Origin of the sequence: Citrobacter sp. Cb004 (assembly GCF_030337065.1) — a bacterium.
Classification (GTDB): Bacteria; Pseudomonadota; Gammaproteobacteria; order Enterobacterales; family Enterobacteriaceae; genus Citrobacter; species Citrobacter braakii.
On sequence record NZ_JAOWCH010000070.1, the window covers coordinates 486,003 to 511,860 of the forward strand.

Sequence of the window (25,858 nt, forward strand, 5' to 3'; positions counted from 1 at the left end):
GTTATGAGCCATAAAATTATCGCTATCGTCGGCGGTGGTCAGGCTGCGGCAATGGCCGCCGTCGCACTGCGTCAGCAAGGATTTAACGGCGAATTGCATCTGTTTTCCGATGAGCCGTATCTGCCCTATGAACGCCCTCCGCTCTCCAAAGCGATGCTGCTGGACGAAAATCCACAGCGACAGCCGATCCTGAACGCTGACTGGTGGCTGGAGAACAACGTACAGTTGCATCTTGGCGTCACGCTGCGTCAGATTGACCGCACCTCGCGCACGCTGATGCTCGCCGATGGTCAGTCTTACCGCTGGTCGCAGTTGCTGTTGGCGACCGGGGCCGCCGCCAGACCGCTGCCGCTACTGGATAAACTGGGCGAACGTTGCTTTACCCTGCGTCACGCCACAGATGCCGAGCGTCTGCGCGGTGCCTTGCTGCCGGGCAAGGCGATTGTGATTGTCGGTGCGGGCACCATTGGCCTGGAATTAGCGGCCAGCGCGATCCAACGCGGCTGTCGGGTGACGTTAGTGGAGCTGGCCTCAACGGTAATGGGCCGCAACGCCCCTGCTCCGGTGCGCGACTATCTGCTAAACCGCCACCGACAGGCAGGGGTGCGGGTGCTGCTCAACAGCGCCATTGAGCACGCTGAAGCGGGAGAGTTTCTCTCGCTTACCCTGCAAAACGGCGAGACGCTACAGGCCGATGCGCTGGTTTATGGAGTCGGCATCGTGGCGAATGATGCGCTGGCTCGCGAAGCGGGGCTGGAGACGGCTAACGGTATTATCGTTGACTCCGCCTGCATCACCTCCGATCCCGCGATTTTTGCCGCCGGTGATGTGGCGATAACGCGCCAGCCCGACGGTTCGTTAGAACGAGTAGAAAGCTGGGAAAATGCCAATAACCAGGCACAGATTGCCGCTGCCACAATGCTCAACCTGCCGTTGCCGGAGAAGACGCCAGGCTGGTTCTGGACCGACCAATTTAATGACAATCTGCAATTTGTTGGCGATATGCAAGGGCAAACATGGTTATGTCGTGGCAATCCGGATGACAGCAAGGCTATCTGGTTCCACCTGCGTGATGGGAAGCTAATTGGCGCAGTAGCGCTCAACAACGGACGCGAAGTGCGCGCACTGCGTAAGTTAATTCATTCAGGACGAGTGGTAAGCGAGGAAGCACTGTGCAATGAAAGCGTGCCGCTGAAGTCGTTGTGATAGCAGCCTGATAAGCGCAGCGCTATCAGGCATTAAAAAAGGCCGCATCAGCGGCCTTTCGTTTTGCGTAAAGCAGAATTACGCGTAAACCGGGAAGCGTGCGCAGATATCCAGAACTTTACCTTTGACGCGCTCGATAACGGCTTCGTCATTGATGTTGTCCAGAACGTCACACATCCAGCCAGCCAGCTCTTTCACTTCCGCTTCTTTAAAGCCACGGCGAGTTACAGCCGGAGAACCGATACGGATACCGGAAGTCACAAACGGGCTCTTCGGATCGTTCGGCACGCTGTTTTTGTTAACAGTGATGTTAGCGCGGCCCAGTGCGGCGTCAGCTTCTTTACCGGTCAGGTTTTTATCAACCAGATCCAGCAGGAACAGGTGGTTTTCAGTACCGCCAGAAACCACTTTGTAGCCACGGTTCAGGAACACTTCCACCATCGCTTTGGCGTTTTTGGCAACCTGCTGCTGGTAAACCTTAAACTCAGGCTCCATCGCTTCTTTCAGCGCCACGGCTTTCGCCGCGATCACGTGCATCAGCGGGCCGCCCTGCGCGCTTGGGAACACCGCGGAGTTCAGCTTTTTGTACAGCTCTTCGTCACCGCCTTTCGCCAGGATCAGGCCGCCGCGCGGACCCGCCAGGGTTTTGTGGGTGGTGGTGGTCACTACGTGTGCGTGTGGAACCGGGTTCGGGTAAACGCCTGCGGCTATCAGGCCCGCAACGTGCGCCATGTCAACGAACAGGTATGCGCCAATGCTGTCGGCGATTTCACGCATTTTTGCCCAATCAACAACGCCGGAGTAAGCAGAGAATCCGCCGATGATCATCTTCGGCTTGTGCTCTTTGGCCTGCTTAGCCATATCTTCGTAGTCAATTTTACCGGACTCATCAATACCGTAAGGGATGATGTTGTACAGCTTGCCAGAGAAGTTAACCGGGGAACCGTGAGTCAGGTGGCCGCCTTGCGCCAGGTTCATACCCAGAACGGTATCACCCGGTTGCAGCAGAGCGGTGTAAACAGCGAAGTTAGCCTGGGAGCCGGAGTGCGGCTGTACGTTAGCGTAGTCAGCGCCAAACAGCTCTTTTGCACGATCGATAGCCAATTGCTCAACGATATCAACGTACTCACAACCGCCGTAGTAGCGCTTGCCCGGATAACCTTCAGCGTATTTGTTGGTCAGCTGAGAACCCTGCGCCTGCATAACACGCGGGCTGGTGTAGTTTTCGGAGGCGATCAGTTCGATGTGCTCTTCCTGACGTACTTTTTCCTGCTCCATAGCCTGCCACAGTTCGGCATCATAATCGGCAATGTTCATTTCACGCTTTAACATCCGCATCTCCTGACTCAGCTAACAATAGAATTTCGGCCTAAAAAGGCAGTCCCGTTGGACGACGGCGAACAGTATAACCGAATCATTCTTCGATAACAGGTCTTGACAAAGGATTTTACGCAAACGATTACCTTCACGGCACGCAAGGCTTTGGAGAACAAAGGTCTGCTGAATTTCAACGGATTTCTTTTCAGGTTTGTGATGCAGATTTTTCACGATGTAACCTTTACAACGCAAAGTGACAAAGAACCATTTACAATGCAGGGGTATTTTTTATAAGATGCATTTGACATACATCATTAAAATTTCAGATAAAGGAAGACCGTATGCTTGACGCACAAACCATCGCTACAGTGAAAGCCACCATTCCCCTGCTGGTTGAAACAGGCCCGAAGCTGACCGCCCATTTCTACGATCGCATGTTTACGCATAACCCAGAGCTGAAAGAAATCTTCAACATGAGTAACCAGCGTAATGGCGATCAGCGTGAAGCGCTGTTTAACGCTATTGCCGCGTATGCCAGCAATATCGAGAACCTGGCGGCGCTGTTGCCTGCCGTTGAGAAAATCGCGCAGAAGCATACCAGCTTCCAGATTAAACCGGAGCAGTACAACATCGTAGGTGGCCATTTGCTGGCAACGCTGGACGAAATGTTCAGCCCGGGCCAGGAAGTTCTGGATGCATGGGGCAAAGCATACGGCGTGCTGGCGAACGTTTTCATCAACCGTGAAGCGCAGATCTACAGTGAAAATGCCAATAAAAATGGCGGCTGGGAAGGTACCCGTCCTTTCCGCATCGTGGCAAAAACCCCACGCAGTGCGCTTATCACCAGCTTTGAATTTGAACCTGTCGACGGTGGCGCAGTGGCTGAATATCATCCGGGGCAATACCTGGGCGTCTGGCTGAAGCCGGAAGGTTTCCCGCATCAGGAAATTCGGCAGTACTCACTGACCCGTAAACCCGATGGCAAAGGCTACCGTATTGCTGTGAAGCGTGAAGACGGTGGTCAGGTTTCCACCTGGCTGCACAACCATGCGAATGTGGGCGACGTCGTTCACTTAGCTGCACCTGCGGGCGATTTCTTTATGGACGTCGCGACCGATACCCCAGTGTCTCTGATTTCAGCAGGCGTAGGTCAGACCCCGATGCTGGCGATGCTGGATACGCTGGCAAAAGCGAATCATACGGCGCAGATTAACTGGTTCCACGCGGCAGAAAATGGCGATGTACATGCCTTTGCCGATGAAGTGAATGAACTGGGCAAAACGCTGCCACGCTTTAGCGCACACACCTGGTATCGTGAACCAACCGAAGCCGATCGCGCGAAAGGTGCGTTTGATAGCGTTGGTCTGATGGATTTGAACAAACTGGAAGGCGCAATCAGCGATCCGGCGATGCAGTTTTATCTGTGCGGTCCGGTTGGCTTTATGCAGTTTGCCGCGAAGCAGCTGGTCGGTCTTGGCGTGAAAAACGAGAACATTCATTACGAATGCTTCGGCCCGCATAAAGTCTTGTAATTACTCATGCCTGATGGCGCTGCGCTTATCAGGCCTACGGGATATTGTAGGCCTGATAAGGTGTTTACACCGCCATCCGGCAAGCACGGCGCGGCTTAGATTGCCGCGTCGTCTTCTTCACCGGTGCGAATACGAATCACGCGTGCCACGTCGAAGACAAAAATCTTACCGTCGCCGATTTTACCGGTCTGGGCAGTACGAATAATGGTGTCGACGCAGGTATCGACGATGTCGTCGGTGACCACAATTTCAATTTTTACCTTCGGCAGAAAATCCACCATATATTCCGCACCACGGTACAGCTCAGTATGGCCTTTCTGACGGCCAAACCCTTTCACTTCTGTTACAGTCATACCGGTAATGCCGACTTCAGCCAGCGCTTCGCGGACGTCGTCCAGCTTGAAGGGTTTAATAATCGCATCAATCTTTTTCATGCTATTCCTTGAAAAGGTCGCCTGTCTTTTGATCGAATAAAACTAACATAATCCGCAGATTTATTCTTTGAAATCGTTTGCATCCAGCTCATGGCGAGAGAGCAACTTGTAGAATTCGGTGCGGTTGCGCCCCGCCATTCGCGCCGCATGAGTCACATTGCCCTTGGTGATTTGCAACAGCTTACGCAGGTAGTTGAGTTCAAACTGGTTACGCGCTTCAACAAAGGTCGGCAGCGCGGTGTTCTCCCCTTCCAGCGCCTGCTCCACCAGCGCGTCGCTGATCACCGGCGAAGAGGTCAACGCCACGCACTGCTCAATCACGTTAACCAACTGACGCACGTTACCAGGCCAACTGGCGGTCATTAACCGTTTCATGGCATCGGTCGAAAAGGCGCGCACGAACGGTTTGTGTCGTTCAGCAGACTGGCGCAGCAGATGGTTTGCCAGCAGCGGAATATCTTCCGTACGCTCGGCCAGCGCCGGGATCTTCAGGCTCACCACGTTGAGGCGATAGTACAAATCTTCGCGAAATTCCCCCCGAGCCATCGCTTTGGGTAAATCACGGTGGGTCGCGGAAACGATCCGCACATCAATATCGATATCGCGGTTACTGCCCAGCGGCCTGACTTTTCGCTCCTGCAATACACGTAGCAATTTAACCTGCAACGGCGCGGGCATATCGCCAATCTCATCGAGAAACAGCGTCCCGCCTTCCGCGGCCTGAAACAGCCCTTCACGATTGCTCACCGCACCGGTAAAAGCGCCGCGCGCATGACCAAACAGTTCGGACTCCAGCAGTTGTTCCGGCAATGCGCCGCAGTTAATGGCAATAAAGGGCTTGTGGCTGCGCGGGCTGGCGTTGTGAATGGCCTGGGCAAAAACTTCTTTCCCGGTTCCGCTTTGGCCGTTGATCAATACGCTTACGTCCGATTGCGCCACCATGCGCGCCTGTTCCAGCAGGCGCAGCATCAGTGGGCTGCGGGTGACGATGGACTCACGCCAGCTGTCATCAGCGGCAGGCGCAGACTGTTCCAACGCCCCGTCGATCGCATGGTATAACGCGTCTTTATCCACCGGCTTAGTGAGAAAGCTGAACACCCCTTGCTGGGTCGCCGCAACGGCGTCGGGGATGGAACCGTGAGCGGTAAGGATAATAACCGGCATTCCCGGCTGCACTTTCTGGATTTCAGTAAACAGCTGCATGCCGTCCATTTCATCCATGCGCAGATCGCTAATAACCAGATCCACTTTTTCACGGTTAAGCACCCGTAGTCCTTCCTGCCCGCTTTCTGCGGTTACGACGCTGTAACCTTCGCTGGTCAGGCGCATTCCAAGTAATTTCAACAGGCCGGGATCGTCATCCACCAGCAGCAGATGCGCGGGCTTACGGCTTATCATGGCGTGACCTCATCGGCAGACGGCGCTGCGCCTTCCTCGTTATCAGGTAGGGTGACTTTTTCGTTCCCGTGCGGCGCATCAGGGTTGTAACTACCGGCAGGTTTGCGCGTGGAAAGCTGGCGTTCAATATCGGTTAGATTCTCCAGCTTGCGGGTCGTGAGATCGAGCTGAGACTGCAAGTGTTGTTGCTGCTGACGTAACGTATCAAGATCGCTGTCTGATGCCTGCTGAAGCTTGCTGTAGCGCATACGCTCTTCGGCCAGTTGCAACTGCAACGTCTGACTGCTGCGCCAGACCTGATACAGCGGGCGTACCTGTGGCGGAATTTGCGGGCTTAATGCGTCGAGGCGCGTAACCGTCTCCCGCCTTTCAGGCGGCGTAATGCTGGCGTTATCAAGCAGGATCCCGCGCCTGAAAGCCCCCTGCCAGGTATCAGGCATCATCGTGCTGGCTTCACTACGCGCCTGTACCGGCATCAGGCGATTGGCGCAATCCATCGCCCGCAGCCAGTACAGCGGATTGGTCTCTGTGGGCTGACCAGACAGCGACCAGATATCGCTACAGTCGGTTGCAAGGTAGTCCGCCAGTTGATGAGGCGGAATTTTCTCCTGCGAGGGGTCGCCGATAATATGATTCACCGCGTTCGGGACGCAGCCTACCAGCGCCAGACACGGCAGGCTTGCGAGGATGACGCGACGGAAAAAATGTCGTTTAAGCATTCGGACAACAACGTATGGCATACTCACCAGACTTAGGTTTATTTTAGTGATTTTTCGCTGCAGATAGCGGCAGTTCTATGCGAAAACAAACGTTTTGCGCATGCTCATCAACCAGATACAGTTTGCCCCGCATACGGCGGATGCAATCTCTGGCAATGCTCAGCCCCAACCCGCTTCCTTTTACCGCCCCTTTTCGCTGATGGCTACCCTGGAAAAAAGGCTCGAAGATCATGGTCTGTTCTGCTTCTGGAATCGGTGTGCCGGTATTCATTACATCAATGTATACCATTGAGCCATGCAAACTGCTGCGGATCCAAATGTTACCGGATTCAGCGCCATAGTGCACCGCATTGGAATAAAGATTGTCCAGCACGCTCATCAATAGCATCGGTTCTGCCAGGCAGGCGTTCACCGCAAGCGCAACATCAGTATGTATCATTTTGGCGCGAGCGGGCAGGCTATGTGCAGAAACAACGCTTTCCACCAGCGGCGCGATTTCCACACATTCAAGCTCAACCTCGTCATCCGCCAGCTTGCGGTTGTAATCGAGCAGTTGCTCAATCAGTTTTTGCAGGTTGCGGCTACTGTCATCGAGAATACCGACCACCTCTTTTTGCTCTGGCGTTAACGGCCCAACGACCTGATCGGCTAACAGCTCGGTACCTTCGCGCATACTCGCCAGAGGCGTTTTCAGCTCATGAGACAGGTGGCGTAAAAACTGATGTCGTTGTGACTCCAGCCAGGAGAGACGTTCGCTCAGCCAGATAATGCGCTGCCCCACGGAGCGCAGCTCCCGGGGTCCCGTAAATAATACGCTATCGCCCAGCGAGCGCCCTTCCCCCAGACGATTGATCATTTTTTCTATGCCCTTCACCGGACCGATTATCATGCGGGTAAACAGCAACACCATCGCCAGGCTGACAAGAAACAGCACCAGCGCCTGCCAGCCAAAGAACTGCCCACGTTCGGCTATTTCCTGCTGTAGCTGCTGCCCACGAGAAAAGACGACCGTGCGCGTCGCTTGTACCATTTCAGTATTGGCACTGGCGAAAGCGTCCAGCCGCGCCGCCGCCACGCTATCAGGACCACTGTTGGTGCACTGTAACTGCGCGAGATCGTTGAGGTCCTGACGCAGTGCCTGATAAAGCTTGGTATCCGGCAACACGCCCGCATGCGCATCCAGCATGTCGCTGTAGCGTTTACGTTGGCTCTGGTAAACCTTAGCCAGCGTTGGGTCATCAAGCACACAGTATTGCCGGTAGCTACGCTCCATCTCCAGCGCGGCATTGGTCATCGCTTCGCTGCGTCTGGCGTCAATCAGCGTGGTTTGGTTCGTCAGCGCCGCCTGCGCGCTCAGGGCATTCAGACTTTGCCACGCCTGCCAGGCCAAAACTAACAACGGCAGCAGGATAAGCAAAAATGCCAACGTAACCAATTGACGTAAAGATCGGGGGAAAACAGACCAGCGCTTCAAGGCGTTACTCTCAATGGACAGGAATAGGTTGATGCTAACTGAGGGGAACGTCAGATACAACAAAGCCGGGATTAACCCGGCTTTGTTGTGGAATAAGGCGGTGCCTAACTCGACGTTTCGCCCGAAGGTTGATATGAGCGATGCTAATATCAGATGTTGGACGGCAGGCACCTTGTTGTGCGTCATTCGAAGTTTATGTAGCACGTCCCGAAGGGGCTGACATAAGAAGGTGAATGAGCCACTGGGCTATATTATGCAGCATCTGTGCCAATATTCAAAACACTTTATTAACACAATGATAAATATGGAAAATGTTCTTATTCATATGAAAAATGATTTTGGCTATTTTTCACCCTTACTGTCGCCAATCAGCAACACCCACAGCACTTAAAAACAAATTCATTGTAAATCATATAATTAAATGTCTCTTTTTAGCGACAGCGTAACCCCACCTATGTCGGGATTTCCCGACACTTAAACGCATTGTCGGATAGCGGCATACAAAATGACTGACAAAAAAAAGCCCCTCACGCAGAGGGGCTTAAAGGTTATCGAGCTGATTACCCGAGCTGTTTACGCGCGTTGCGGAAGATACGCATCCACGGGCTGTCCTCGCCCCAGTTTTCCGGGTGCCAGGAGTTGCTCACGGTACGGAATACGCGTTCCGGGTGCGGCATCATAATGGTGACGCGACCATTTTCAGTAGTAACGGCAGTAATTCCGTTCGGCGAACCGTTCGGGTTAGCCGGGTAGGTCTCGGTCACCTTACCGAAGTTATCAACGTAGCGCAGCGCCACCAGCCCCTTACTCTCCAGCGCGGCCAGATGCGCGCCGTCACGCACTTCCACACGGCCTTCACCGTGAGAAACGGCAATCGGCATCATCGAACCAACCATATCGGCAAGCAGTAAAGACGGGCTTTGCGTCACTTCGACCAGGCTGAAGCGGGCTTCAAAACGATCGGAGTGGTTACGCACAAAGCGCGGCCACAGCTCGCTTCCCGGGATCAGTTCACGCAGGTTAGACATCATCTGGCAACCGTTACACACCCCGAGCGCCAGCGTTTGCGGGCGATGGAAGAAGGTTTCGAACTCATCACGGACGCGGTTGTTGAACAGAATCGACTTCGCCCAGCCTTCCCCTGCACCGAGCACATCGCCGTAAGAGAAACCGCCACAAGCGACCAGCGCCTGGAAGTTACCCAGACCGATGCGTCCGCCCAGCAGGTCGCTCATATGCACATCGATGGCGTCAAAGCCCGCACGGTGGAAGGCAGCCGCCATTTCGACGTGGGAGTTCACGCCCTGCTCGCGCAGTACGGCCACTTTTGGACGCGCGCCGGTAGCGATGTACGGGGCGGCAACATCTTCGTTGATATCAAACGACAGTTTAACGTTGAGGCCAGGATCGGCATCGTTGGTTTTCGCGTCGTGTTCCTGATCGGCACACTCCGGGTTGTCGCGCAGACGCTGCATCTGCCAGGTGGTTTCCGCCCACCACATGCGCAGCGTGGTGCGGCTTTCGCTGAACACCGGCTGACCGTTGGCGCTCAGGGTGAAACGGTCACCCGTTAACGCCTGGCCGAGATAGTGCACGCAATCTGCCAGGCCATGTTGTGCCAGCAACACCTCAACCGCTTCACGGTCAGCAGCGCGAACCTGGATCACTGCGCCCAGCTCTTCATTAAACAGCGCCGCCAGACGATCGTCACCCAGAGAGTGGATATCAGCGTCAATACCGCAGTGACCGGTGAAGGCCATTTCCGCCAGCGTAACCAGCAGTCCGCCGTCGGAACGGTCATGGTAGGCCAGCAGCTTACGCTGCGCGACCAGCGCCTGAATGGCGTCGTAGAAGCCTTTCAGTTGCTCAACGTTACGCACGTCGGCAGGCTTATCGCCCAGTTGACGATAAACCTGTGCCAGCGCCGTCGCGCCCAGCGCGTTGTGACCAAGACCGAGATCAATCAGCAGCAGGGCGTTGTCTTCAGTAGAGAGCTGTGGGGTTATCGTGTGGCGCACGTCTTCCACGCGGGCAAAGGCGGTGATCACCAGCGACAGCGGCGAAGTCATTTCACGCTGCTCATTACCTTCCTGCCAGCGGGTTTTCATCGACATAGAGTCTTTGCCCACCGGAATAGTCAGGCCAAGCGCCGGACATAATTCTTCCCCAACGGCTTTTACCGCTTCGTACAGCCCGGCATCTTCACCGGGGTGACCCGCAGCAGCCATCCAGTTGGCCGACAGTTTAATGCGTTTGATATCGCCAATCTGCGTTGCCGCAATGTTAGTCAGCGCTTCACCTACCGCCAGACGCGCAGAGGCCGAGAAATCCAGTAGCGCAACTGGCGCACGCTCACCGATAGACATCGCTTCACCGTAGTAGCTATCCAGGCTTGCGGTGGTGACCGCGCAGTTGGCTACCGGGATCTGCCACGGACCAACCATCTGGTCACGCGCCACCATGCCGGTAACGGTACGGTCGCCGATCGTCACGAGGAACGTTTTCTCAGCGACAGTCGGCAGATGCAGCACGCGGTTAACCGCATCTGCAATCGAGATTTCGCCACGATTCAGGGCGTCGCCTTTGGCTTTCAGCGTCTGCACATCGCGGGTCATTTTCGGGGTTTTACCCAGCAGCACATCAAGCGGCATGTCGATCGGCTGGTTATCGAAGTGGCTGTCGCTCAGTGTGAGATGCTGTTCTTCGGTGGCCTCACCGATCACCGCATACGGCGCGCGCTCGCGCTTACACAGTTCGTCAAACAGCGGTAGCTGGTCAGCGGCAACCGCCAGCACATAGCGCTCCTGGGATTCGTTACACCAGATTTCCAGCGGGCTCATACCCGGCTCGTCGCTAAGGATATCGCGCAGCTGGAATTTACCGCCGCGACCGCCATCGCTTACCAACTCCGGCATGGCGTTAGACAGACCGCCCGCGCCAACGTCATGGATAAACAGGATCGGGTTCGCATCGCCCATCTGCCAGCAGCGGTCGATAACTTCCTGGCAACGACGTTCCATTTCCGGGTTGTCGCGCTGTACCGAAGCGAAATCAAGATCGGCATCAGACTGGCCGGAAGCCATAGAGGAGGCCGCCCCGCCGCCAAGCCCGATGTTCATCGCCGGGCCGCCGAGGACGATCAGCTTGGCGCCAACGACGATCTCACCTTTTTGCACGTGATCGGCACGGATGTTACCGATCCCGCCCGCCAGCATGATCGGTTTATGGTAACCGCGTAGCTCTTCGCCGTTGTGGCTGTTGACCTTTTCTTCGTAGGTGCGGAAGTAGCCGGTCAGCGCCGGACGACCGAATTCGTTGTTAAACGCCGCGCCGCCCAACGGACCTTCGGTCATGATATCGAGCGCGGTAACAATACGGTCCGGCTTACCAAAGTCTTCTTCCCACGGCTGTTCAAAGCCAGGAATACGCAGGTTGGAAACGGAGAAGCCCACCAGCCCGGCTTTCGGTTTTGCACCGCGACCGGTTGCACCCTCGTCGCGGATTTCGCCGCCGGAGCCGGTAGCCGCGCCCGGCCACGGAGAGATAGCCGTCGGGTGGTTGTGGGTTTCAACCTTCATCAGGATGTGGGCTGGCTCCTGATGGAAATCGTAGCGGCCGGTTTTGTGGTCGGCAAAGTAGCGGCCCACTTCAGAACCTTCCATTACCGCGGCGTTGTCTTTATAGGCAGACAGCACGTGGTCCGGCGTGGTTTCGAAAGTGTTTTTAATCATCTTGAACAACGACTTGGGCTGCTGTTTACCGTCGATAACCCAGTCGGCGTTAAAAATTTTGTGGCGGCAGTGCTCGGAGTTAGCCTGCGCAAACATGTACAGTTCAATGTCGTTCGGGTTGCGTCCCAGTTTGGTAAACGCATCCTGCAGATAGTCGATTTCGTCTTCCGCCAGCGCCAGACCCAGACGCAGGTTAGCGTCGATCAGCGCCTGGCGTCCCTCACCCAGCAGATCAACACTGGAGACCGGCGCAGGCTGGTGATGGACAAACAGTTTTTCGGCATCGTTCAGCGCAGAGAAAACCGTTTCCATCATGCGGTCGTGCAGTTCGTCGGCAACCATCTGCCACTGCTCAGCGGTCAGCGTAGAGGCTTCTACATACCAGGCAATGCCACGTTCCAGACGGCTAATCTGTTGCAGGCCGCAGTTGTGGGCAATATCAGTCGCTTTAGAAGACCACGGGGAGATGGTGCCAGGGCGAGGCGTAACCAGCAGCAGTTTGCCTTCAGGGGCATGGCTGTGAAGAGCAGGACCATATTTCAGCAGGCGTACAAGCTGGGCGTGCTCATCCTCATTCAACGGTGCATTCAGATCGGCAAAATGGACGTACTCGGCGTAAATATTGTGGACCTGGAGGTTGGCAGCCTGAAAACGTGCCAGCAGTTTGTTAATACGGAATGCAGACAGTGCAGGTGAACCACGCAGAATTTCCATCATAAGTCTCTCGTCTTCTAAGCTTTCGGTGTGCCCAAGTGGGGGAAACGGGCGTCATTATAAAGAATCTACCGCGCCGACGAAACCGTTTGCGTCGAAATAAAATCACGACCTTCTCTTATCATCAAATGCGGTCTGGTTTCTGAATAAGTTGCCAACTGACGCAAGTTTAAGCAAAATGCCGCTCATTAATGACGACTTCACTTCTTAATCATCACCACAGCAGGCAGAGACAACGTACGGTTCAGAGAATTAACTAATTGAAAAAATTAAAGATTAATTATCTGTTCATCGGCATATTAACGCTGTTGTTGGCAGCGGCCCTCTGGCCATCTATTCCCTGGTTCGGTAAAGCCGAAAATCGTATCGCCGCCATTCAGTCGCGGGGAGAACTGCGCGTCAGTACCCTCGACTCGCCGTTAACTTACGCGACCCTCAACGGTAAGAAATTCGGCCTGGATTATGAACTGACTCAGGCGTTCGCCAACTATCTGGGCGTGAAGTTAAAAGTCACCGTGCGCCAGAACATCAGCCAGCTTTTTGACGACCTGGATAACGGCCATGCCGATCTGTTAGCCGCAGGCCTGGTATATAACAGCGAGCGGGTGAAAAATTACCAGCCCGGCCCAACCTACTATTCGGTTTCACAACAGTTGGTGTATCGGGTTGGGCAATACCGCCCGCGTACTCTTGCCACCGTGAACGAAAATCAACTGACCATCGCCCCGGGGCACGTGGTGGTTAACGATCTCCAGTTACTTAAAGAGAATAAATTTCCCGATCTGAGCTGGAAGGTGGATGACAAAAAGGGCACTACTGAACTGCTTGATGATGTTATCGCCGGGAAGCTGGATTACACCATTGCCGATTCCGTCGCCATCAGCTTATACCAACGCGTACATCCTGAACTGGCCGTAGCGCTGGACGTATCTGACGAACAGCCGGTGACCTGGTTTAGTCGCCTGGACGATGACAACACGCTGTCTGCCGCCCTGTTGGATTTTTTTAACACCATGAATGAAGACGGCTCTCTGGCGCGGCTGGAAGAAAAGTATCTCGGACATGGCGATGATTTTGACTATGTCGATACCCGCACCTTTTTGCGCGCCGTAGACAGCGTATTACCGGACCTTAAGCCGCTGTTTGAGAAATATGCTCAGGAGATAGACTGGCGACTGCTCGCCGCAATCTCTTATCAGGAGTCACACTGGGACGCGCAGGCCACTTCCCCGACCGGCGTACGCGGGTTGATGATGCTGACCAAAAATACCGCTCAAAGTCTCGGACTTACCGACCGTACCGATGCCGAACAAAGCATCAGCGGCGGCGCACGGTATTTGCAGGATATGATGAGTAAAGTGCCCGATACCGTCCCCGAAGGGGAACGCATCTGGTTTGCGCTCGCAGCCTACAACATGGGTTATGCGCACATGCTGGATGCACGGGCGCTGACCGTGAAAACCAAAGGCAATCCGAACAGCTGGTCCGACGTAAAACAGCGTCTGCCACTGCTCAGCCAAAAGCCGTATTACAACAAGCTGACCTATGGTTATGCGCGAGGCCACGAAGCCTACGCTTATGTAGAAAATATCCGTAAGTACCAGATTAGCCTGGTGGGGTATCTGCAGGAGAAAGAAAAACGGGCGCTTGAAACGCAGCAACTGGCGCAGGATTACCCGGCGGTGACGCCGGCAGAGCTAATAGGTAAAGATGAATTGCCGCTTTCGTCGTTTTTGTCTCAGACGTCGTCAAATTACCTGTCGCACTCCCCTTCCCTGCTGTTTTCACCGCAGAAAAAAGAGGGCAAGTAGCCTCGTAGGCCTGATAAGCGCAGCGTCATCAGGCAATCAGACCGGCATTTACAAATTGGCGTTTTTTTTCAGCGCTTTGATTTCCTGACGACGCATGCGAAAGAAATCACTGAGCAACGTGGCGCATTCATCCCGTAGCACCCCTTCGGTCACCTCCACCCGATGATTCATTCCAGGGTGATGCAATACATCCATTAATGACCCGGCTGCCCCCGTTTTCGCATCGCGCGCGCCAAAAACGACCTGACCGATACGGCTGTGCACCATCGCGCCTGCGCACATCACACACGGCTCCAGAGTGACATACAGCGTGGTATCCAACAGACGGTAGTTTTGCAGCACCAGGCCGCCCTGACGCAGCGCCATAATTTCAGCGTGGGCAGTCGGATCATGGTGACCAATCGGACGGTTCCAGCCTTCGCCAATCACGCGGTTGTTATGTACTAATACCGCGCCCACCGGGACTTCACGCTCATCCCAGGCGCGCTTAGCCAGCGTTAAAGCATGACGCATCCAGTATTCGTGGCTAAATTCAACTTCAGACAAAGGGGGTAACTCCAGTAATCAAAGCGGGCGCATTATACACAGACGCTATCGTTTACTCTATTCGAGTTGTTGTAGCTCTCCGCGCGGCGTGACGCGCCAGCGATGCTGGCAAAAAGAGAGCAGAGGATTGTCCTGATTACTGTCGCTGTAGCCACTGTAAAGCTGAAGCGGCGCACCAATGTGGCGTTCCAGTTGCGTCACTTTCTCATGGCCCAGACAGCGCAGAGGCAGCACCCACCCGCCGTATCCCCGCGCCATTTTACTGGCGATCAGATTGACTCGCGGTAGCCACGGCGTGTCGAAGTACACCTGCTCGACCAGCGACTGCGGGGAGCCAGTGATAAGCCAGATTTCGGCGTCAGAGCTTAACAGGTAGGTTGTCAGGCGCTGCTGCACGAGCGGAAAGGCCGTCACGTTACTGCGAAACCAGCGCACAAAGTCAGCCTGATGCCCTTTCAGACGCGCCTCGCTACGACCAAAAGTGCATCCCCACAACAGCAGGCTCATTGGCCAGCGGGCGGCGCGCCCTTGTATCAGCAGCGCCAGCGCAATCACCGGTAGCAGAGGCAGCACAAGCAACGCGTTCAGCGGCTGGCGACGCAGCAGATAACGTATAAAGCTACCGAACATATCCTGCTGGTGTAACGTGCCATCCAAATCAAAAAAAACAACGCGGCGCTGGTGATTGGTCAAACCTTATTCCTCTGGATCGTTGAACCCCAATAGCCAGGTAAACAGGAACCCGGCGATAACTGCTACCAGATAGCCTAACAGATAGAACATCACTTTTCCGGCAACAATCGTCAGTGCCAGCGGCAAACCGGAGATGCCAAAGGTGATAACCGTCGCCACCTTCCAGTAGCTAATCAGCGCCCCGCCTACCGCTCCGCCAAGACAGGCACCGATAAACGGTTTACCCAACGGCAGCGTGACGCCAAAAATAAGCGGCTCGCCAATGCCCAGCAGCCCGACCGGCAGCGCTCCTTTGATCACTTTCTTTAGCCGCGCATTGCGGGTTTTCATCAACACCGCTATCGCAGCCCCTACTTGTCCAACGCCTGCCATCGCCAGGATAGGAAAGAGCGCGTTATAACCGTGTGCCTGTACCAGCTCAACGTGGATGGGCACCAACCCTTGATGAAGTCCGGTGAGCACCAATGGCAGGAAAGTTCCCGCCAGTATGGCACCAACCAGGAAACCGCCGCGGTCGATAGCCCAGGATGCGCCGTGAGCGATAGATTCAGAAATCCAGCCTCCAAGCGGTTGTAGCGCCACAATCGCGATGGCCCCGGTAATGATGGTGGTCAGCAGCGGGTTAAGGATAAGCTCCAGCGATTCCGGCAACAGCTCGCGGAATTTGCGCTCGATCCAACACATCAGCGCAACCACCAGCAGCACTGCGATCACCCCGCCGCGCCCCGGCTGCAACGCTTCGCCAAACAGGGTAATCTGCGCCAGCTGCGGACTGGAGAGGATCCCCGCCATCACCCCACCCATCGCCAGAGAGCCGCCGAAGACTTTGGCGGTATTCACCCCAACCAGAATATTCATGATGGCAAACACGGCGCTACCAAATATGCCCATCAGCCCCAGCATATTCGGATAATGGGTCGCAAAATCCCCCACGATATCCGGTCGCTTAAGGATGTTAATAATGCCGGTAATCAAACCGGAGGCGATAAACGCCGGAATAAGAGGGATAAAGACGTTCGCCAGCTTGCGCAGCGCATCGCTCATTGGCGCTTTGTACTTCGCTTTGGCCTCTGATTTGGTGCGCTCGATATTATTCACATCTGCACGCTCGCCGCCATCGGCAATCAGGGAGCGCATGGCATCCACCACCTTGGCAGCTTTACCGGGGCCGACGATTATCTGATGCTGCGCGCCCTGCTTCACGTAACCGCTAACACCGGGCAGTTGCCTGAGACGGGGAATATCAATCTGACCGTCATCCTGAACTTCCACCCTGACACGAGTCATACAGTTTTCCAGGCGCAGAATATTTTGCTCTCCGCCTACGCCCAGCAGAATGTCGCTGGCCAGCACCGCCGTATTATCCATATACACCTCTTAGTGTTCTAACGCCGCGCGTAAAAAACCCTGGTGAGCGGCAAGCTTTTCACGGGCGGCAGCGGCATCCAGGCCGGTGAGCGCCATTAAAATCGCTGGCTTAACGTCAAAATCAGTCTGCTTTAACAGCGCTTGCGCCTGTTCACGCGCAATGCCGGTGGCTTCAACCACCATACGGCACGCCCGATCGACCAGTTTGACGTTGGTTGCCTGCATATCCACCATCAGGTTCTGGTACACCTTGCCAAATTTCACCATCGCACCGGTGGAGATCATATTGAGCACCAGTTTTTGCGCGGTGCCGGATTTCAGTCGTGTTGACCCGGTCAACGCCTCCGGTCCCACCACCGGGGAGATCGCAATATCCGCTTCATGCGCGACAGGAGAATCCGGATTGCAGGAAATAGCCGCCGTCGTACAACCCACCGAACGCGCATATTTCAGCCCGCCAATCACATACGGCGTGCGACCTGAAGCCGCCAGACCAACCACCAGATCCTGTGCGGTAAGGTTGAGTGCGCGCAGATCGTCCTCGCCTAACTGCGGGTTATCTTCCGCGCCTTCTACCGCCTTGAGCAGCGCGCCCGGCCCCCCGGCAATCAGCCCAACCACCAGACCATGCGGTACACCGAAGGTCGGTGGGCACTCAGACGCGTCCAGCACGCCAAGACGTCCGCTGGTACCTGCGCCCATGTAAATAATGCGTCCACCGGCTTTTAACGCGTTAGCTGCCGCATCGACCGCGCACGCAACTTGAGGCAGAGTTGCTTTTACTGCTTCCGCTACCAGCGTATCCTGTTGATTAAATCGATGAACCAACTCCAACGTTGAGAGCGCATCCAGATCCATGGTCTGTGGATTGCGGGTTTCTGAAACTAATGCACCGAGATTCATTTTTTGTTCCTTAGGAATTTTTAATTCATAATAATCTGTCATAATGGAATATTATATTCATCCAGGCGAGTGAAATTTTGTTTTGCAATCGCCATCACGTTTTCGCCAGGAGACAGCATGAACTGTTTAATTCGCATTCGTCAGCGTTACCCGGACCTCGCGCAAAGCGATAAAAAACTTGCGGATTATCTTCTTGCTCAGCCGGATACCGCGCGTCATCTCAGCTCACAGCAGCTGGCCTTTGAAGCAGGCGTCAGCCAGTCCAGCGTGGTGAAGTTCGCGCAAAAGATGGGCTTTAAAGGGTTTCCGGCGCTGAAACTGGCGATTAGCGAAGCGTTGGCCAGCAATCCCAACCCTCATTCCATTCCGGTGCATAATCAGATTCGCGGTGACGACCCCATGCGTATGGTGGGCGAAAAACTGATTAAAGAAAACGTGGCCGCGATGCATGCGACGCTGGACGTCAACAGCGAAGAGAAACTGATAGAGAGCGTCACAATGCTGCGCTCAGCCCGGCGCATTATCCTGACCGGGATTGGCGCATCGGGTCTGGTAGCGCAGAATTTTGCCTGGAAACTGCTAAAGATTGGTTTTAACGCGGTGGTTGAACGCGATATGCACGCCCTGCTGGCGGCGGTGCAGGCGCTTTCACCCAACGATCTGCTGCTGGCCATTTCGTATACCGGAGAACGCCGCGAACTCAACCTGGCTGCGGATGAAACGTTGCGCGCCGGAGCCAAAATTCTCGCCATCACCGGATTTACCCCTAACGCCCTGCAACAGCGCGCAACTCATTGTCTGTACACGATTGCTGAAGAACAGGCCACGCGCAGCGCAGCGATTTCCTCTACCCATGCGCAAATGATGCTCACTGATTTACTGTTTATGGCGCTGGTGCAGCAAGATCTGGAGCATGCTCCGGAACGCATTCGCCACAGCGAAGCACTGGTAAAAAAACTGGTCTGAGCAAAGAATGCGCGTATAATGCCCGCCCGATTTGTGATGTTTTGAGAGTTTCCTGATGGCCCTGTTAATCACTAAAAAGTGTATCAATTGCGATATGTGCGAGCCCGAATGCCCGAATGAGGCGATTTCGATGGGTGACAGCATTTACGAGATTAACAGCGACAAGTGTACGGAATGCGTAGGCCATTACGACACGCCAACCTGCCAGAAGGTGTGCCCGATCCCTAATACTATTTTGAAAGATCCGGCACATGTCGAAACGGAAGAGCAGCTGTGGGATAAGTTTGTACTGATGCACCACGCCGATAAGCTGTAACGTTGCCTGATGACGCTATGTTTATCAGGCCGACGAAACGTTAGCTCTCGATAATCACCGTGGCGCAGGCGTAGTGACGCTCATCGGCCAGCGTCACATGCATATGTGCGACGCCGAGTTTTTCCGCCAGTTTTAACGCCTCCCCCCATAACCGCAGACGCGGCTTACCGAGTTCGTCGTTAAAGACCTCAAACTGATTAAACGCCAGACCGTTGCGAATACCGGTACCAAAGGCTTTTGCTGCCGCCTCTTTGACCGCAAAACGCTTCGCCAGAAAGCGCACCGGTTGCTGATGCGTCTCCCAGATTGCCCACTCGTTGTCGCTGAGCACGCGTCTTGCCAGACGGTCGCCGGAACGGGAGATCACCGCTTCGATGCGGGCAATCTCCACGATATCCGTACCTAATCCCAGAATCGCCATTAGCCACGCGCTTCCAGCATCAGGCGCTTCATTTCGACTACTGCATCTTTCAGACCGCTCATCACCGCGCGGCCGATAATGGCATGGCCAATGTTCAACTCGTGCATTTCCGGGATCCGCGCGATGGCTTTAACGTTGTGGTACGTCAGGCCGTGCCCCGCATTCACCTTCAGACCAAGGCTGGCGGCAAAGGTCGCCGCTTTGGCGATACGCGCCAGTTCGCTGGCCTGTTCAGCGTCGGTTTTCGCATCGGCGTAACAGCCGGTGTGAATTTCGATGTAAGGCGCGCCGACTTCAGCAGCGGCCTTAATCTGTTCGTCATCAGCATCGATAAACAGCGAAACCAGAATGCCTGCGTCCGCCAGGCGTTTGCAGGCATCACGCATCTTGTCACGCTGACCGGCGACGTCCAGGCCACCTTCAGTCGTCACTTCCTGACGTTTTTCCGGCACCAGGCAGCAAAAATGCGGCTTAGTCTCAACGGCAATCGCCAGCATCTCTTCGGTTACCGCCATTTCCAGATTCATACGCGTATCCAGCGTCTGGCGCAAAATGCGCACGTCGCGATCGGTAATATGGCGACGGTCTTCACGCAGGTGCACGGTAATGCCGTCTGCGCCCGCCTGCTCAACGATAAACGCCGCCTGAACCGGGTCAGGGTATGCGGTGCCGCGTGCATTACGTAAAGTGGCAATGTGGTCAATGTTGACGCCTAACAGTAATTCGGCCATGGCAATCCATCCTCGTTAATCATTTTTTGTTTTTACTGCGCGTTTTGGCATAAATTGCCGGAACAGTTCCCGGCTTTTTAACGGCTTACCACCAAGATACGGCTTTAACGCCATGCGGGTAAAGCGTTTCGCGGCGCGAAGCGTATCAGCATCCGGAAATTCCCGCGATTCGAGTGCTTTCAGATGGCGTCCGGTAAAGGTGGCGTTATCAATCACTACGCTTGCGATAAACCCTTTTTCTTCCCGGTAACGATAGGTCATGGTGTCGTCCACCGGCTCGCCACTACCCGCACAGTGGGTAAAATCGACGCCGTACCCCAGATGTCCAAGTAAGGCCAGCTCAAAGCGACGCAGCGCAGGCTCTGGCGAACCCGTCGCGCCAGCCAGCGCCTGAATACAGTTCAGGTAGTCGAAAAAGAGTTCAGAAAAGCGGGTCTCATACTCAAGTACACGAGAGATAAGCTCGTTGATATACAAGCCGCTGTACAGTGTGATACCGCTAAGGGGGAGAGCCAGAGAAACGGCTTCGGCACTGCGTAAGGTTTTGACCTCACCACGTCCACCAAAGCGAAGCAACAACGGAGTAAAAGGCTGGAGCGCGCCTTTGAGATTAGAACGTTTGGAGCGCGCGCCTTTAGCCACCAGGCGCACACGACCCGATTCTTCCGTGAAGACGTCCAGCACGAGACTGGTTTCGCTCCACGGGCGGCTATGCAGGACAAAAGCGCGTTGCCATCCTTCCATCATACCCGCCGTCTTTCAAGCTGCAGGTGTGTTGGCTGCGCCCACTCACCCCAGTCACTCACTTGAGTAAGCTCCCGAGGATCTGCGGTCTTGCCGCCTTCCTGCACCTCGAAAGCCATAACCTATGAAAAATTAGACGTCGTCGCCGTAACCGAGGCTACGCAGCGCGCGCTCGTCATCGGCCCAGCCGGATTTCACTTTCACCCACAGCTCGAGGTGAACGGGCGCTTCGAACATCTCCTGCATGTCTTTACGCGCTTCGATGCCGATGGTTTTAATTTTGGCCCCTTTGTTGCCAATAACCATCTTCTTCTGCCCTTCACGTTCAACGAGGATCAGACCGTTAATATCGTAACCACCGCGTTCGTTAGAGATAAAACGTTCAATCTCCACGGTAACGGAGTACGGCAGTTCAGCCCCCAGAAAACGCATCAGCTTTTCACGGATGATTTCAGACGCCATAAAGCGCTGAGAACGGTCGGTGATGTAATCTTCCGGGAAGTGATGAATGGCTTCCGGCAGGTGCTTACGCACGATGCCCGCAACGGTATCAACATTCAGACCGGTTTCGGCAGAAATCGGGACAATATCAAGGAAGTCCATCTGGCTTGCCAGGAACTGCAGGTGCGGCAGTAAATCGGCTTTTTCCTGAACGTTGTCCACTTTGTTCACAGCCAGAATAACCGGGGCTTTACCGTCGCGCAGCTTGTTGAGCACCATTTCGTCGTCCGGCGTCCAGCGGGTGCCTTCCACAACGAAAATAACCAGTTCAACATCACCAATCGAGCTGCTTGCCGCTTTGTTCATCAGGCGGTTGATCGCCCGTTTTTCTTCCATATGCAGGCCCGGGGTATCAACATAAATCGCCTGATACGCACCTTCGGTATGGATGCCAACAATACGGTGACGTGTTGTCTGAGCCTTACGTGAGGTTATGGAAATCTTCTGCCCAAGCAGATTATTCAACAGGGTGGATTTGCCGACGTTCGGGCGACCGACGATGGCAATAAATCCGCAGTAAGTTTTCTCTTCGCTCATTCCAGCTCCAGTTTTTTCAACGCCTGTTCGGCGGCAGCCTGCTCAGCCTTACGACGGCTCGAACCTGTGCCAACCACCGGTTCACTCAGGCCGCTGACCTGGCAGTGGATAGTAAATTCTTGATCGTGTGCTTCACCACGAACCTGCACCACCAGATAGGACGGTAGCGGCAGGTGGCGACCCTGCAAATATTCCTGCAGGCGCGTTTTCGGATCTTTTTGTTTATCGCCTGGGCTAATTTCATCCAGACGAGTCTGATACCAGTTCAGGATCAGTTGTTCAACGGTTTGAATATCGCTGTCGAGGAAGACGCCGCCGATCAAAGCTTCAACGGTATCTGCCAGGATCGATTCACGACGGAAACCGCCGCTTTTCAGCTCGCCTGGCCCCAAACGTAAACATTCACCGAGGTCAAACTCACGGGCTAATTCAGCCAGCGTATTGCCGCGAACCAGCGTCGCGCGCATGCGACTCATATCACCTTCATCCACACGCGGAAAACGGTGATACAGCGCATTAGCGATAACAAAGCTCAGAATAGAGTCGCCTAAAAATTCTAAACGCTCGTTATGTTTGCTGCTGGCGCTACGGTGAGTTAATGCCTGCTGCAACAGCTCCTGATGATTAAAAGTGTAGCCCAGCTTCCGTTGAAGCCGATTAATTACGATGGGGTTCATGCGATACCAATAAATGAATGCGTCAACAATTCAGCACACGAAACAGACCTGATATACGCATTTCGCTTAGCCATCCCGCTTCGGCTGAATGCATTTATACACAAACCAACGCTGTTTCGTGTGCCGTGGCAACCTGTCGGTGCCAACCTCAAACTTCGGGGGAATATTCTATACACAACGACAAGGGATGTCGTTAGTCTGCGGGAATTTATCCGAGAAATAATTCACGTTGTCGCCATAATGACGACAACGTGAACGATTATCAGCGATTAGTGAATGCCACCAATACGGCTCAAACGCACACCGGTCGGCCATTCGCCTTCTTGCTTATCGAAACTCATCCAGATAGCGGTCGCTTTACCAACCAGATTCGCTTCCGGCACAAATCCCCAGTAACGGCTGTCCGCGCTGTTGTCACGGTTATCACCCATCATGAAGTAGTGTCCCGGCGGGACGATCCAGGTTGCCAACTGCTGGCCTGGCTGGCGGTAATACATCCCCACCTGATCCTGCGCGATTGGCACGGTCAGAATGCGGTGCGTTACCTCACCCAGCGTTTCTTTACGCTCAGAGAGGCGAATACCGTTATCTTTCGTTTCATTCAGCGGAACCTCAAAGAAGCCGCTGGTCGCTTCACCGCCGTTACGACGCGCAAAGGTCTGCACAAAATCACTTGGCTGAACATCAGAGTACGTTACCGGCAGCGCGTTTTCACACGCCTGACCGGAACTGCATCCAGGCTGAATAGTTACCTCTTTTGCCACCGGATCGTACGTCACTTTGTCTCCCGGTAAACCGACAGCACGTTTGATGTAGTCCAGACGCGGATCTTCCGGGTATTTAAACACCACGATATCACCACGTTTCGGATGGCCGGTTTCGATCAGCGTTTTCTGGTAAATCGGATCTTTAATCCCGTAGGCGAATTTCTCCACCAGGATAAAGTCACCGATAAGCAGTGTCGGCATCATCGAACCAGACGGGATCTGGAACGGCTCATAAATAAATGAACGCACCACCAGCACAATAGCTAAAACCGGGAAAACGGATGCCCCGGTTTCCAGCCAGCCCGGCTTAGGGGCCACTTTTTTCAGCGTTGCTTTATCCAGTGAATCACCTGCAGCAGCTTGCGCTGCGGCCTGACGCTCCCGGCGTTTTGGCGCGAAGATGAATTTATCTACGCACCATAAAATGCCCGTCACCAGTGTGGCAATCACCAGAATCAGGGCAAACATGTTCGCCATGCCAACTCCTTAAGATTATTTGCTGTCTTTACCGACATGCAGAATGGCGAGGAAGGCTTCCTGTGGCAGTTCGACGTTACCGATCTGCTTCATGCGCTTTTTACCCTCTTTCTGTTTTTGCAGCAGCTTTTTCTTACGGCTGATATCGCCACCGTAGCATTTCGCCAGAACGTTTTTACGCAGCTGCTTAACCGTTGAACGCGCGATGATGTGCGTACCAATGGCCGCCTGGATCGCGATATCAAACTGCTGGCGAGGGATCAGATCTTTCATCTTCTCGACCAGTTCACGACCACGGCTCTGGGAGTTGTCGCGGTGGGTAATCAGCGCCAGCGCATCGACACGTTCGTTGTTGATGAGAACATCAACGCGCACCATGTCAGACGCCTGGAAACGTTTGAAGTTATAGTCCAGCGACGCATAGCCGCGAGAAGTTGACTTCAGACGGTCGAAGAAGTCGAGTACCACTTCCGCCATCGGAATTTCATAGGTCAGCGCCACCTGGTTACCGTGGTAAACCATGTTGGTCTGTACGCCGCGCTTCTCGATACACAGCGTGATGACGTTACCGAGGTAAGCCTGCGGCAGCAGCATATGACACTCAGCAATCGGCTCACGCAGTTCGTAAATGTTGTTCAACGGCGGCAGCTTGGACGGGCTATCGACGTAGATCGTCTCTTTCGCCGTGGTTTCGACTTCGTAGACTACGGTCGGCGCGGTAGTGATCAGATCCAGATCGTATTCACGTTCCAGACGTTCCTGAATGATCTCCATGTGCAGCAGACCGAGGAAGCCACAGCGGAAGCCGAAGCCCAGCGCGGTTGAGCTTTCCGGTTCATAGAACAGGGAGGCATCGTTGAGGCTCAGCTTGCCGAGCGCGTCACGGAAGTTTTCGTAGTCGTCAGAGCTCACCGGGAACAGACCGGCGTAAACCTGCGGCTTCACTTTTTTAAAGCCTGGCAGCGGCTTGTCCGCCGGGTTACGCGCCTGCGTCAGGGTATCGCCAACCGGTGCGCCCAGGATGTCTTTAATCGCACAAACCAACCAACCCACCTCGCCGCATTTCAGCTCGGTACGGTCAACCTGTTTTGGCGTGAAGATGCCCAGACGGTCAGCGTTATAGACCTGACCGGTGCTCATCACTTTAATTTTGTCGCCTTTACGCATGGTGCCGTTTTTAATACGCACCAGTGACACGACGCCCAGGTAGTTATCGAACCAGGAGTCGATGATTAGCGCCTGTAACGGACCTTCCGGGTCGCCTTCCGGCGGCGGAATGTCGCGCACCAGACGTTCAAGAACGTCAGTGACGCCAACGCCGGTTTTCGCCGAGCAGCGAACGGCATCCGTCGCATCGATACCGACGATATCTTCGATCTCTTCCGCCACACGCTCAGGATCGGCGGCTGGCAGGTCAATTTTGTTCAGTACCGGCACCACTTCCAGATCCATTTCCATGGCGGTATAGCAGTTAGCCAGGGTCTGTGCTTCGACGCCCTGTCCGGCATCAACCACCAGCAATGCGCCTTCACAGGCGGCAAGCGAGCGGGAAACTTCATACGAGAAGTCAACGTGGCCCGGGGTGTCGATAAAGTTAAGCTGATAGGTTTCACCATCAGATGCTTTGAAATCGAGCGTCACGCTCTGCGCTTTGATAGTAATACCGCGCTCACGCTCAAGATCCATCGAGTCGAGAACCTGCGCTTCCATTTCACGGTCAGACAGGCCACCGCAGATCTGGATAATACGGTCAGACAGCGTCGATTTACCGTGGTCGATGTGAGCTATGATTGAAAAGTTACGTATGTTCTTCATATAGTGTAATTATTGTGCCTTACGCCCGCCTGAGCAGGCTCTGAGAAGTCGCTGATCTGA

At 54.5% G+C, this 25,858-nt stretch carries 22 protein-coding genes and 1 pseudogene; 6 read left to right on the forward strand and 17 right to left on the reverse strand.

Annotation, left to right across the window (positions count from 1 at the left end; genetic code table 11):
- Positions 1-3 precede the first annotated feature (3 nt).
- The gene (gene hcaD / locus OGV65_RS23725; protein WP_286455506.1) at positions 4-1,206 is read left to right on the forward strand and encodes a phenylpropionate dioxygenase ferredoxin reductase subunit; all 1,203 of its coding nucleotides are present in this window, start codon (positions 4-6) and stop codon (positions 1,204-1,206) included.
- A gap of 78 nt (positions 1,207-1,284) precedes the next feature.
- Here hcaD and glyA read toward each other — a convergent pair whose 3' ends face one another.
- Entirely contained in the window at positions 1,285-2,538 is a 1,254-nt protein-coding gene (gene glyA, locus OGV65_RS23730; RefSeq protein ID WP_003835277.1) for a serine hydroxymethyltransferase, read from the reverse strand.
- 326 nt (positions 2,539-2,864) lie between these two features.
- Here glyA and hmpA point away from each other — a divergent pair, with 326 nt between their 5' ends.
- Together hmpA and OGV65_RS25575 are read left to right on the forward strand one after the other, a co-directional pair.
- Positions 2,865-4,055, forward strand: a complete 1,191-nt coding sequence (hmpA, locus tag OGV65_RS23735) for an NO-inducible flavohemoprotein (protein WP_286455507.1) — start codon at positions 2,865-2,867, stop codon at positions 4,053-4,055.
- 3 nt (positions 4,056-4,058) lie between these two features.
- Positions 4,059-4,154 (forward strand): annotated as a pseudogene (locus OGV65_RS25575) (hypothetical protein); the annotation flags it as partial.
- Here the strand turns inward: OGV65_RS25575 and glnB are convergent.
- From glnB to purL, 5 genes are all read right to left on the reverse strand, one after another.
- Positions 4,151-4,489, reverse strand: a complete 339-nt coding sequence (glnB, locus tag OGV65_RS23740; RefSeq protein ID WP_002914032.1) for a nitrogen regulatory protein P-II — start codon at positions 4,487-4,489, stop codon at positions 4,151-4,153. The pseudogene OGV65_RS25575 and the gene glnB overlap by 4 nt on opposite strands.
- A gap of 60 nt (positions 4,490-4,549) precedes the next feature.
- Entirely contained in the window at positions 4,550-5,884 is a 1,335-nt protein-coding gene (gene glrR / locus OGV65_RS23745; protein ID WP_304412487.1) for a two-component system response regulator GlrR, read from the reverse strand.
- A complete protein-coding gene (qseG, locus tag OGV65_RS23750; RefSeq protein ID WP_049282300.1) occupies positions 5,884-6,627 on the reverse strand; it encodes a two-component system QseEF-associated lipoprotein QseG in 744 nt (247 codons plus the stop codon). The genes glrR and qseG overlap by 1 nt, the downstream gene beginning before the upstream one ends.
- A gap of 22 nt (positions 6,628-6,649) precedes the next feature.
- The gene (gene qseE, locus OGV65_RS23755; protein ID WP_181221863.1) at positions 6,650-8,080 is read right to left on the reverse strand and encodes a two component system sensor histidine kinase QseE/GlrK; all 1,431 of its coding nucleotides are present in this window, start codon (positions 8,078-8,080) and stop codon (positions 6,650-6,652) included.
- Between the two features lie 560 nt (positions 8,081-8,640).
- On the reverse strand, positions 8,641-12,528 hold the full coding sequence (gene purL, locus OGV65_RS23760; RefSeq protein WP_286455508.1) for a phosphoribosylformylglycinamidine synthase: 3,888 nt from the start codon (positions 12,526-12,528) through the stop codon (positions 8,641-8,643).
- A 257-nt stretch (positions 12,529-12,785) separates the two neighbouring features.
- Here purL and mltF point away from each other — a divergent pair, with 257 nt between their 5' ends.
- On the forward strand, positions 12,786-14,336 hold the full coding sequence (gene mltF, locus OGV65_RS23765; protein ID WP_047416469.1) for a membrane-bound lytic murein transglycosylase MltF: 1,551 nt from the start codon (positions 12,786-12,788) through the stop codon (positions 14,334-14,336).
- A gap of 48 nt (positions 14,337-14,384) precedes the next feature.
- Here the strand turns inward: mltF and tadA are convergent, their stop codons facing one another.
- From tadA to murQ, 4 genes are read right to left on the reverse strand one after another with little or no spacing between them, the layout of a single operon-like run.
- The gene (gene tadA, locus OGV65_RS23770; protein ID WP_019077403.1) at positions 14,385-14,882 is read right to left on the reverse strand and encodes a tRNA adenosine(34) deaminase TadA; all 498 of its coding nucleotides are present in this window, start codon (positions 14,880-14,882) and stop codon (positions 14,385-14,387) included.
- Positions 14,883-14,939: 57 nt separating this feature from the next.
- A complete protein-coding gene (gene yfhb / locus OGV65_RS23775) occupies positions 14,940-15,575 on the reverse strand; it encodes a phosphatidylglycerophosphatase C (RefSeq protein WP_286455509.1) in 636 nt (211 codons plus the stop codon).
- A 3-nt stretch (positions 15,576-15,578) separates the two neighbouring features.
- On the reverse strand, positions 15,579-16,943 hold the full coding sequence (locus OGV65_RS23780; RefSeq protein ID WP_286455510.1) for a PTS transporter subunit EIIC: 1,365 nt from the start codon (positions 16,941-16,943) through the stop codon (positions 15,579-15,581).
- Positions 16,944-16,952: 9 nt separating this feature from the next.
- Entirely contained in the window at positions 16,953-17,846 is an 894-nt protein-coding gene (gene murQ, locus OGV65_RS23785) for an N-acetylmuramic acid 6-phosphate etherase (RefSeq protein ID WP_016154044.1), read from the reverse strand.
- Positions 17,847-17,963: 117 nt separating this feature from the next.
- Here murQ and OGV65_RS23790 point away from each other — a divergent pair, with 117 nt between their 5' ends.
- Together OGV65_RS23790 and OGV65_RS23795 are read left to right on the forward strand one after the other, a co-directional pair.
- Positions 17,964-18,812: a MurR/RpiR family transcriptional regulator gene (locus tag OGV65_RS23790; protein ID WP_016154045.1), complete on the forward strand. Its 849-nt coding sequence runs from the start codon at positions 17,964-17,966 to the stop codon at positions 18,810-18,812.
- A 55-nt stretch (positions 18,813-18,867) separates the two neighbouring features.
- The gene (locus tag OGV65_RS23795) at positions 18,868-19,128 is read left to right on the forward strand and encodes a YfhL family 4Fe-4S dicluster ferredoxin (protein WP_003037590.1); all 261 of its coding nucleotides are present in this window, start codon (positions 18,868-18,870) and stop codon (positions 19,126-19,128) included.
- A gap of 40 nt (positions 19,129-19,168) precedes the next feature.
- Here the strand turns inward: OGV65_RS23795 and acpS are convergent, their stop codons facing one another.
- The 7 genes from acpS to lepA form a co-directional block, all read right to left on the reverse strand.
- Positions 19,169-19,549 carry a holo-ACP synthase gene (gene acpS / locus OGV65_RS23800; protein ID WP_003037588.1) on the reverse strand — a complete coding sequence of 127 codons (381 nt, stop codon included), beginning with the start codon at positions 19,547-19,549 and terminating at the stop codon, positions 19,169-19,171.
- Complete coding sequence (gene pdxJ, locus OGV65_RS23805; protein ID WP_016157172.1) at positions 19,549-20,280, reverse strand: pyridoxine 5'-phosphate synthase; 732 nt, start codon at positions 20,278-20,280, stop codon at positions 19,549-19,551. The genes acpS and pdxJ overlap by 1 nt, the downstream gene beginning before the upstream one ends.
- 15 nt (positions 20,281-20,295) lie before the next feature.
- Complete coding sequence (recO, locus tag OGV65_RS23810; protein WP_016154047.1) at positions 20,296-21,024, reverse strand: DNA repair protein RecO; 729 nt, start codon at positions 21,022-21,024, stop codon at positions 20,296-20,298.
- A 132-nt stretch (positions 21,025-21,156) separates the two neighbouring features.
- Positions 21,157-22,062 (reverse strand): GTPase Era, encoded by a 906-nt coding sequence (gene era, locus OGV65_RS23815; RefSeq protein ID WP_286455511.1) that lies wholly within the window; start codon positions 22,060-22,062, stop codon positions 21,157-21,159.
- Entirely contained in the window at positions 22,059-22,739 is a 681-nt protein-coding gene (gene rnc / locus OGV65_RS23820; protein WP_003037579.1) for a ribonuclease III, read from the reverse strand. Before rnc ends, era begins: the two co-directional genes overlap by 4 nt.
- Before the next feature lie 269 nt (positions 22,740-23,008).
- Positions 23,009-23,983 (reverse strand): signal peptidase I, encoded by a 975-nt coding sequence (gene lepB, locus OGV65_RS23825; RefSeq protein WP_016154048.1) that lies wholly within the window; start codon positions 23,981-23,983, stop codon positions 23,009-23,011.
- A 15-nt stretch (positions 23,984-23,998) separates the two neighbouring features.
- Complete coding sequence (gene lepA / locus OGV65_RS23830) at positions 23,999-25,798, reverse strand: translation elongation factor 4 (protein ID WP_003037577.1); 1,800 nt, start codon at positions 25,796-25,798, stop codon at positions 23,999-24,001.
- Between the last annotated feature and the right edge of the window lie 60 nt (positions 25,799-25,858).

What these genes read in the sequence shown, in the direction of transcription:
- glnB (WP_002914032.1), bottom strand. Translation starts at nt 4,489, where the DNA reads ATGAAAAAGATTGATGCGATTATTAAACCCTTCAAGCTGGACGACGTC.
- murQ (WP_016154044.1), bottom strand. Translation starts at nt 17,846, where the DNA reads ATGAATCTCGGTGCATTAGTTTCAGAAACCCGCAATCCACAGACCATG.
- pdxJ (WP_016157172.1), bottom strand. Translation starts at nt 20,280, where the DNA reads ATGGCCGAATTACTGTTAGGCGTCAACATTGACCACATTGCCACTTTA.
- qseG (WP_049282300.1), bottom strand. Translation starts at nt 6,627, where the DNA reads ATGCCATACGTTGTTGTCCGAATGCTTAAACGACATTTTTTCCGTCGC.
- rnc (WP_003037579.1), bottom strand. Translation starts at nt 22,739, where the DNA reads ATGAACCCCATCGTAATTAATCGGCTTCAACGGAAGCTGGGCTACACT.
- glyA (WP_003835277.1), bottom strand. Translation starts at nt 2,538, where the DNA reads ATGTTAAAGCGTGAAATGAACATTGCCGATTATGATGCCGAACTGTGG.
- hcaD (WP_286455506.1), top strand. Translation starts at nt 4, where the DNA reads ATGAGCCATAAAATTATCGCTATCGTCGGCGGTGGTCAGGCTGCGGCA.
- lepB (WP_016154048.1), bottom strand. Translation starts at nt 23,983, where the DNA reads ATGGCGAACATGTTTGCCCTGATTCTGGTGATTGCCACACTGGTGACG.
- hmpA (WP_286455507.1), top strand. Translation starts at nt 2,865, where the DNA reads ATGCTTGACGCACAAACCATCGCTACAGTGAAAGCCACCATTCCCCTG.
- recO (WP_016154047.1), bottom strand. Translation starts at nt 21,024, where the DNA reads ATGGAAGGATGGCAACGCGCTTTTGTCCTGCATAGCCGCCCGTGGAGC.
- OGV65_RS23780 (WP_286455510.1), bottom strand. Translation starts at nt 16,943, where the DNA reads ATGGATAATACGGCGGTGCTGGCCAGCGACATTCTGCTGGGCGTAGGC.
- OGV65_RS23795 (WP_003037590.1), top strand. Translation starts at nt 18,868, where the DNA reads ATGGCCCTGTTAATCACTAAAAAGTGTATCAATTGCGATATGTGCGAG.
- purL (WP_286455508.1), bottom strand. Translation starts at nt 12,528, where the DNA reads ATGATGGAAATTCTGCGTGGTTCACCTGCACTGTCTGCATTCCGTATT.
- era (WP_286455511.1), bottom strand. Translation starts at nt 22,062, where the DNA reads ATGAGCGAAGAGAAAACTTACTGCGGATTTATTGCCATCGTCGGTCGC.
- lepA (WP_003037577.1), bottom strand. Translation starts at nt 25,798, where the DNA reads ATGAAGAACATACGTAACTTTTCAATCATAGCTCACATCGACCACGGT.
- OGV65_RS23790 (WP_016154045.1), top strand. Translation starts at nt 17,964, where the DNA reads ATGAACTGTTTAATTCGCATTCGTCAGCGTTACCCGGACCTCGCGCAA.
- acpS (WP_003037588.1), bottom strand. Translation starts at nt 19,549, where the DNA reads ATGGCGATTCTGGGATTAGGTACGGATATCGTGGAGATTGCCCGCATC.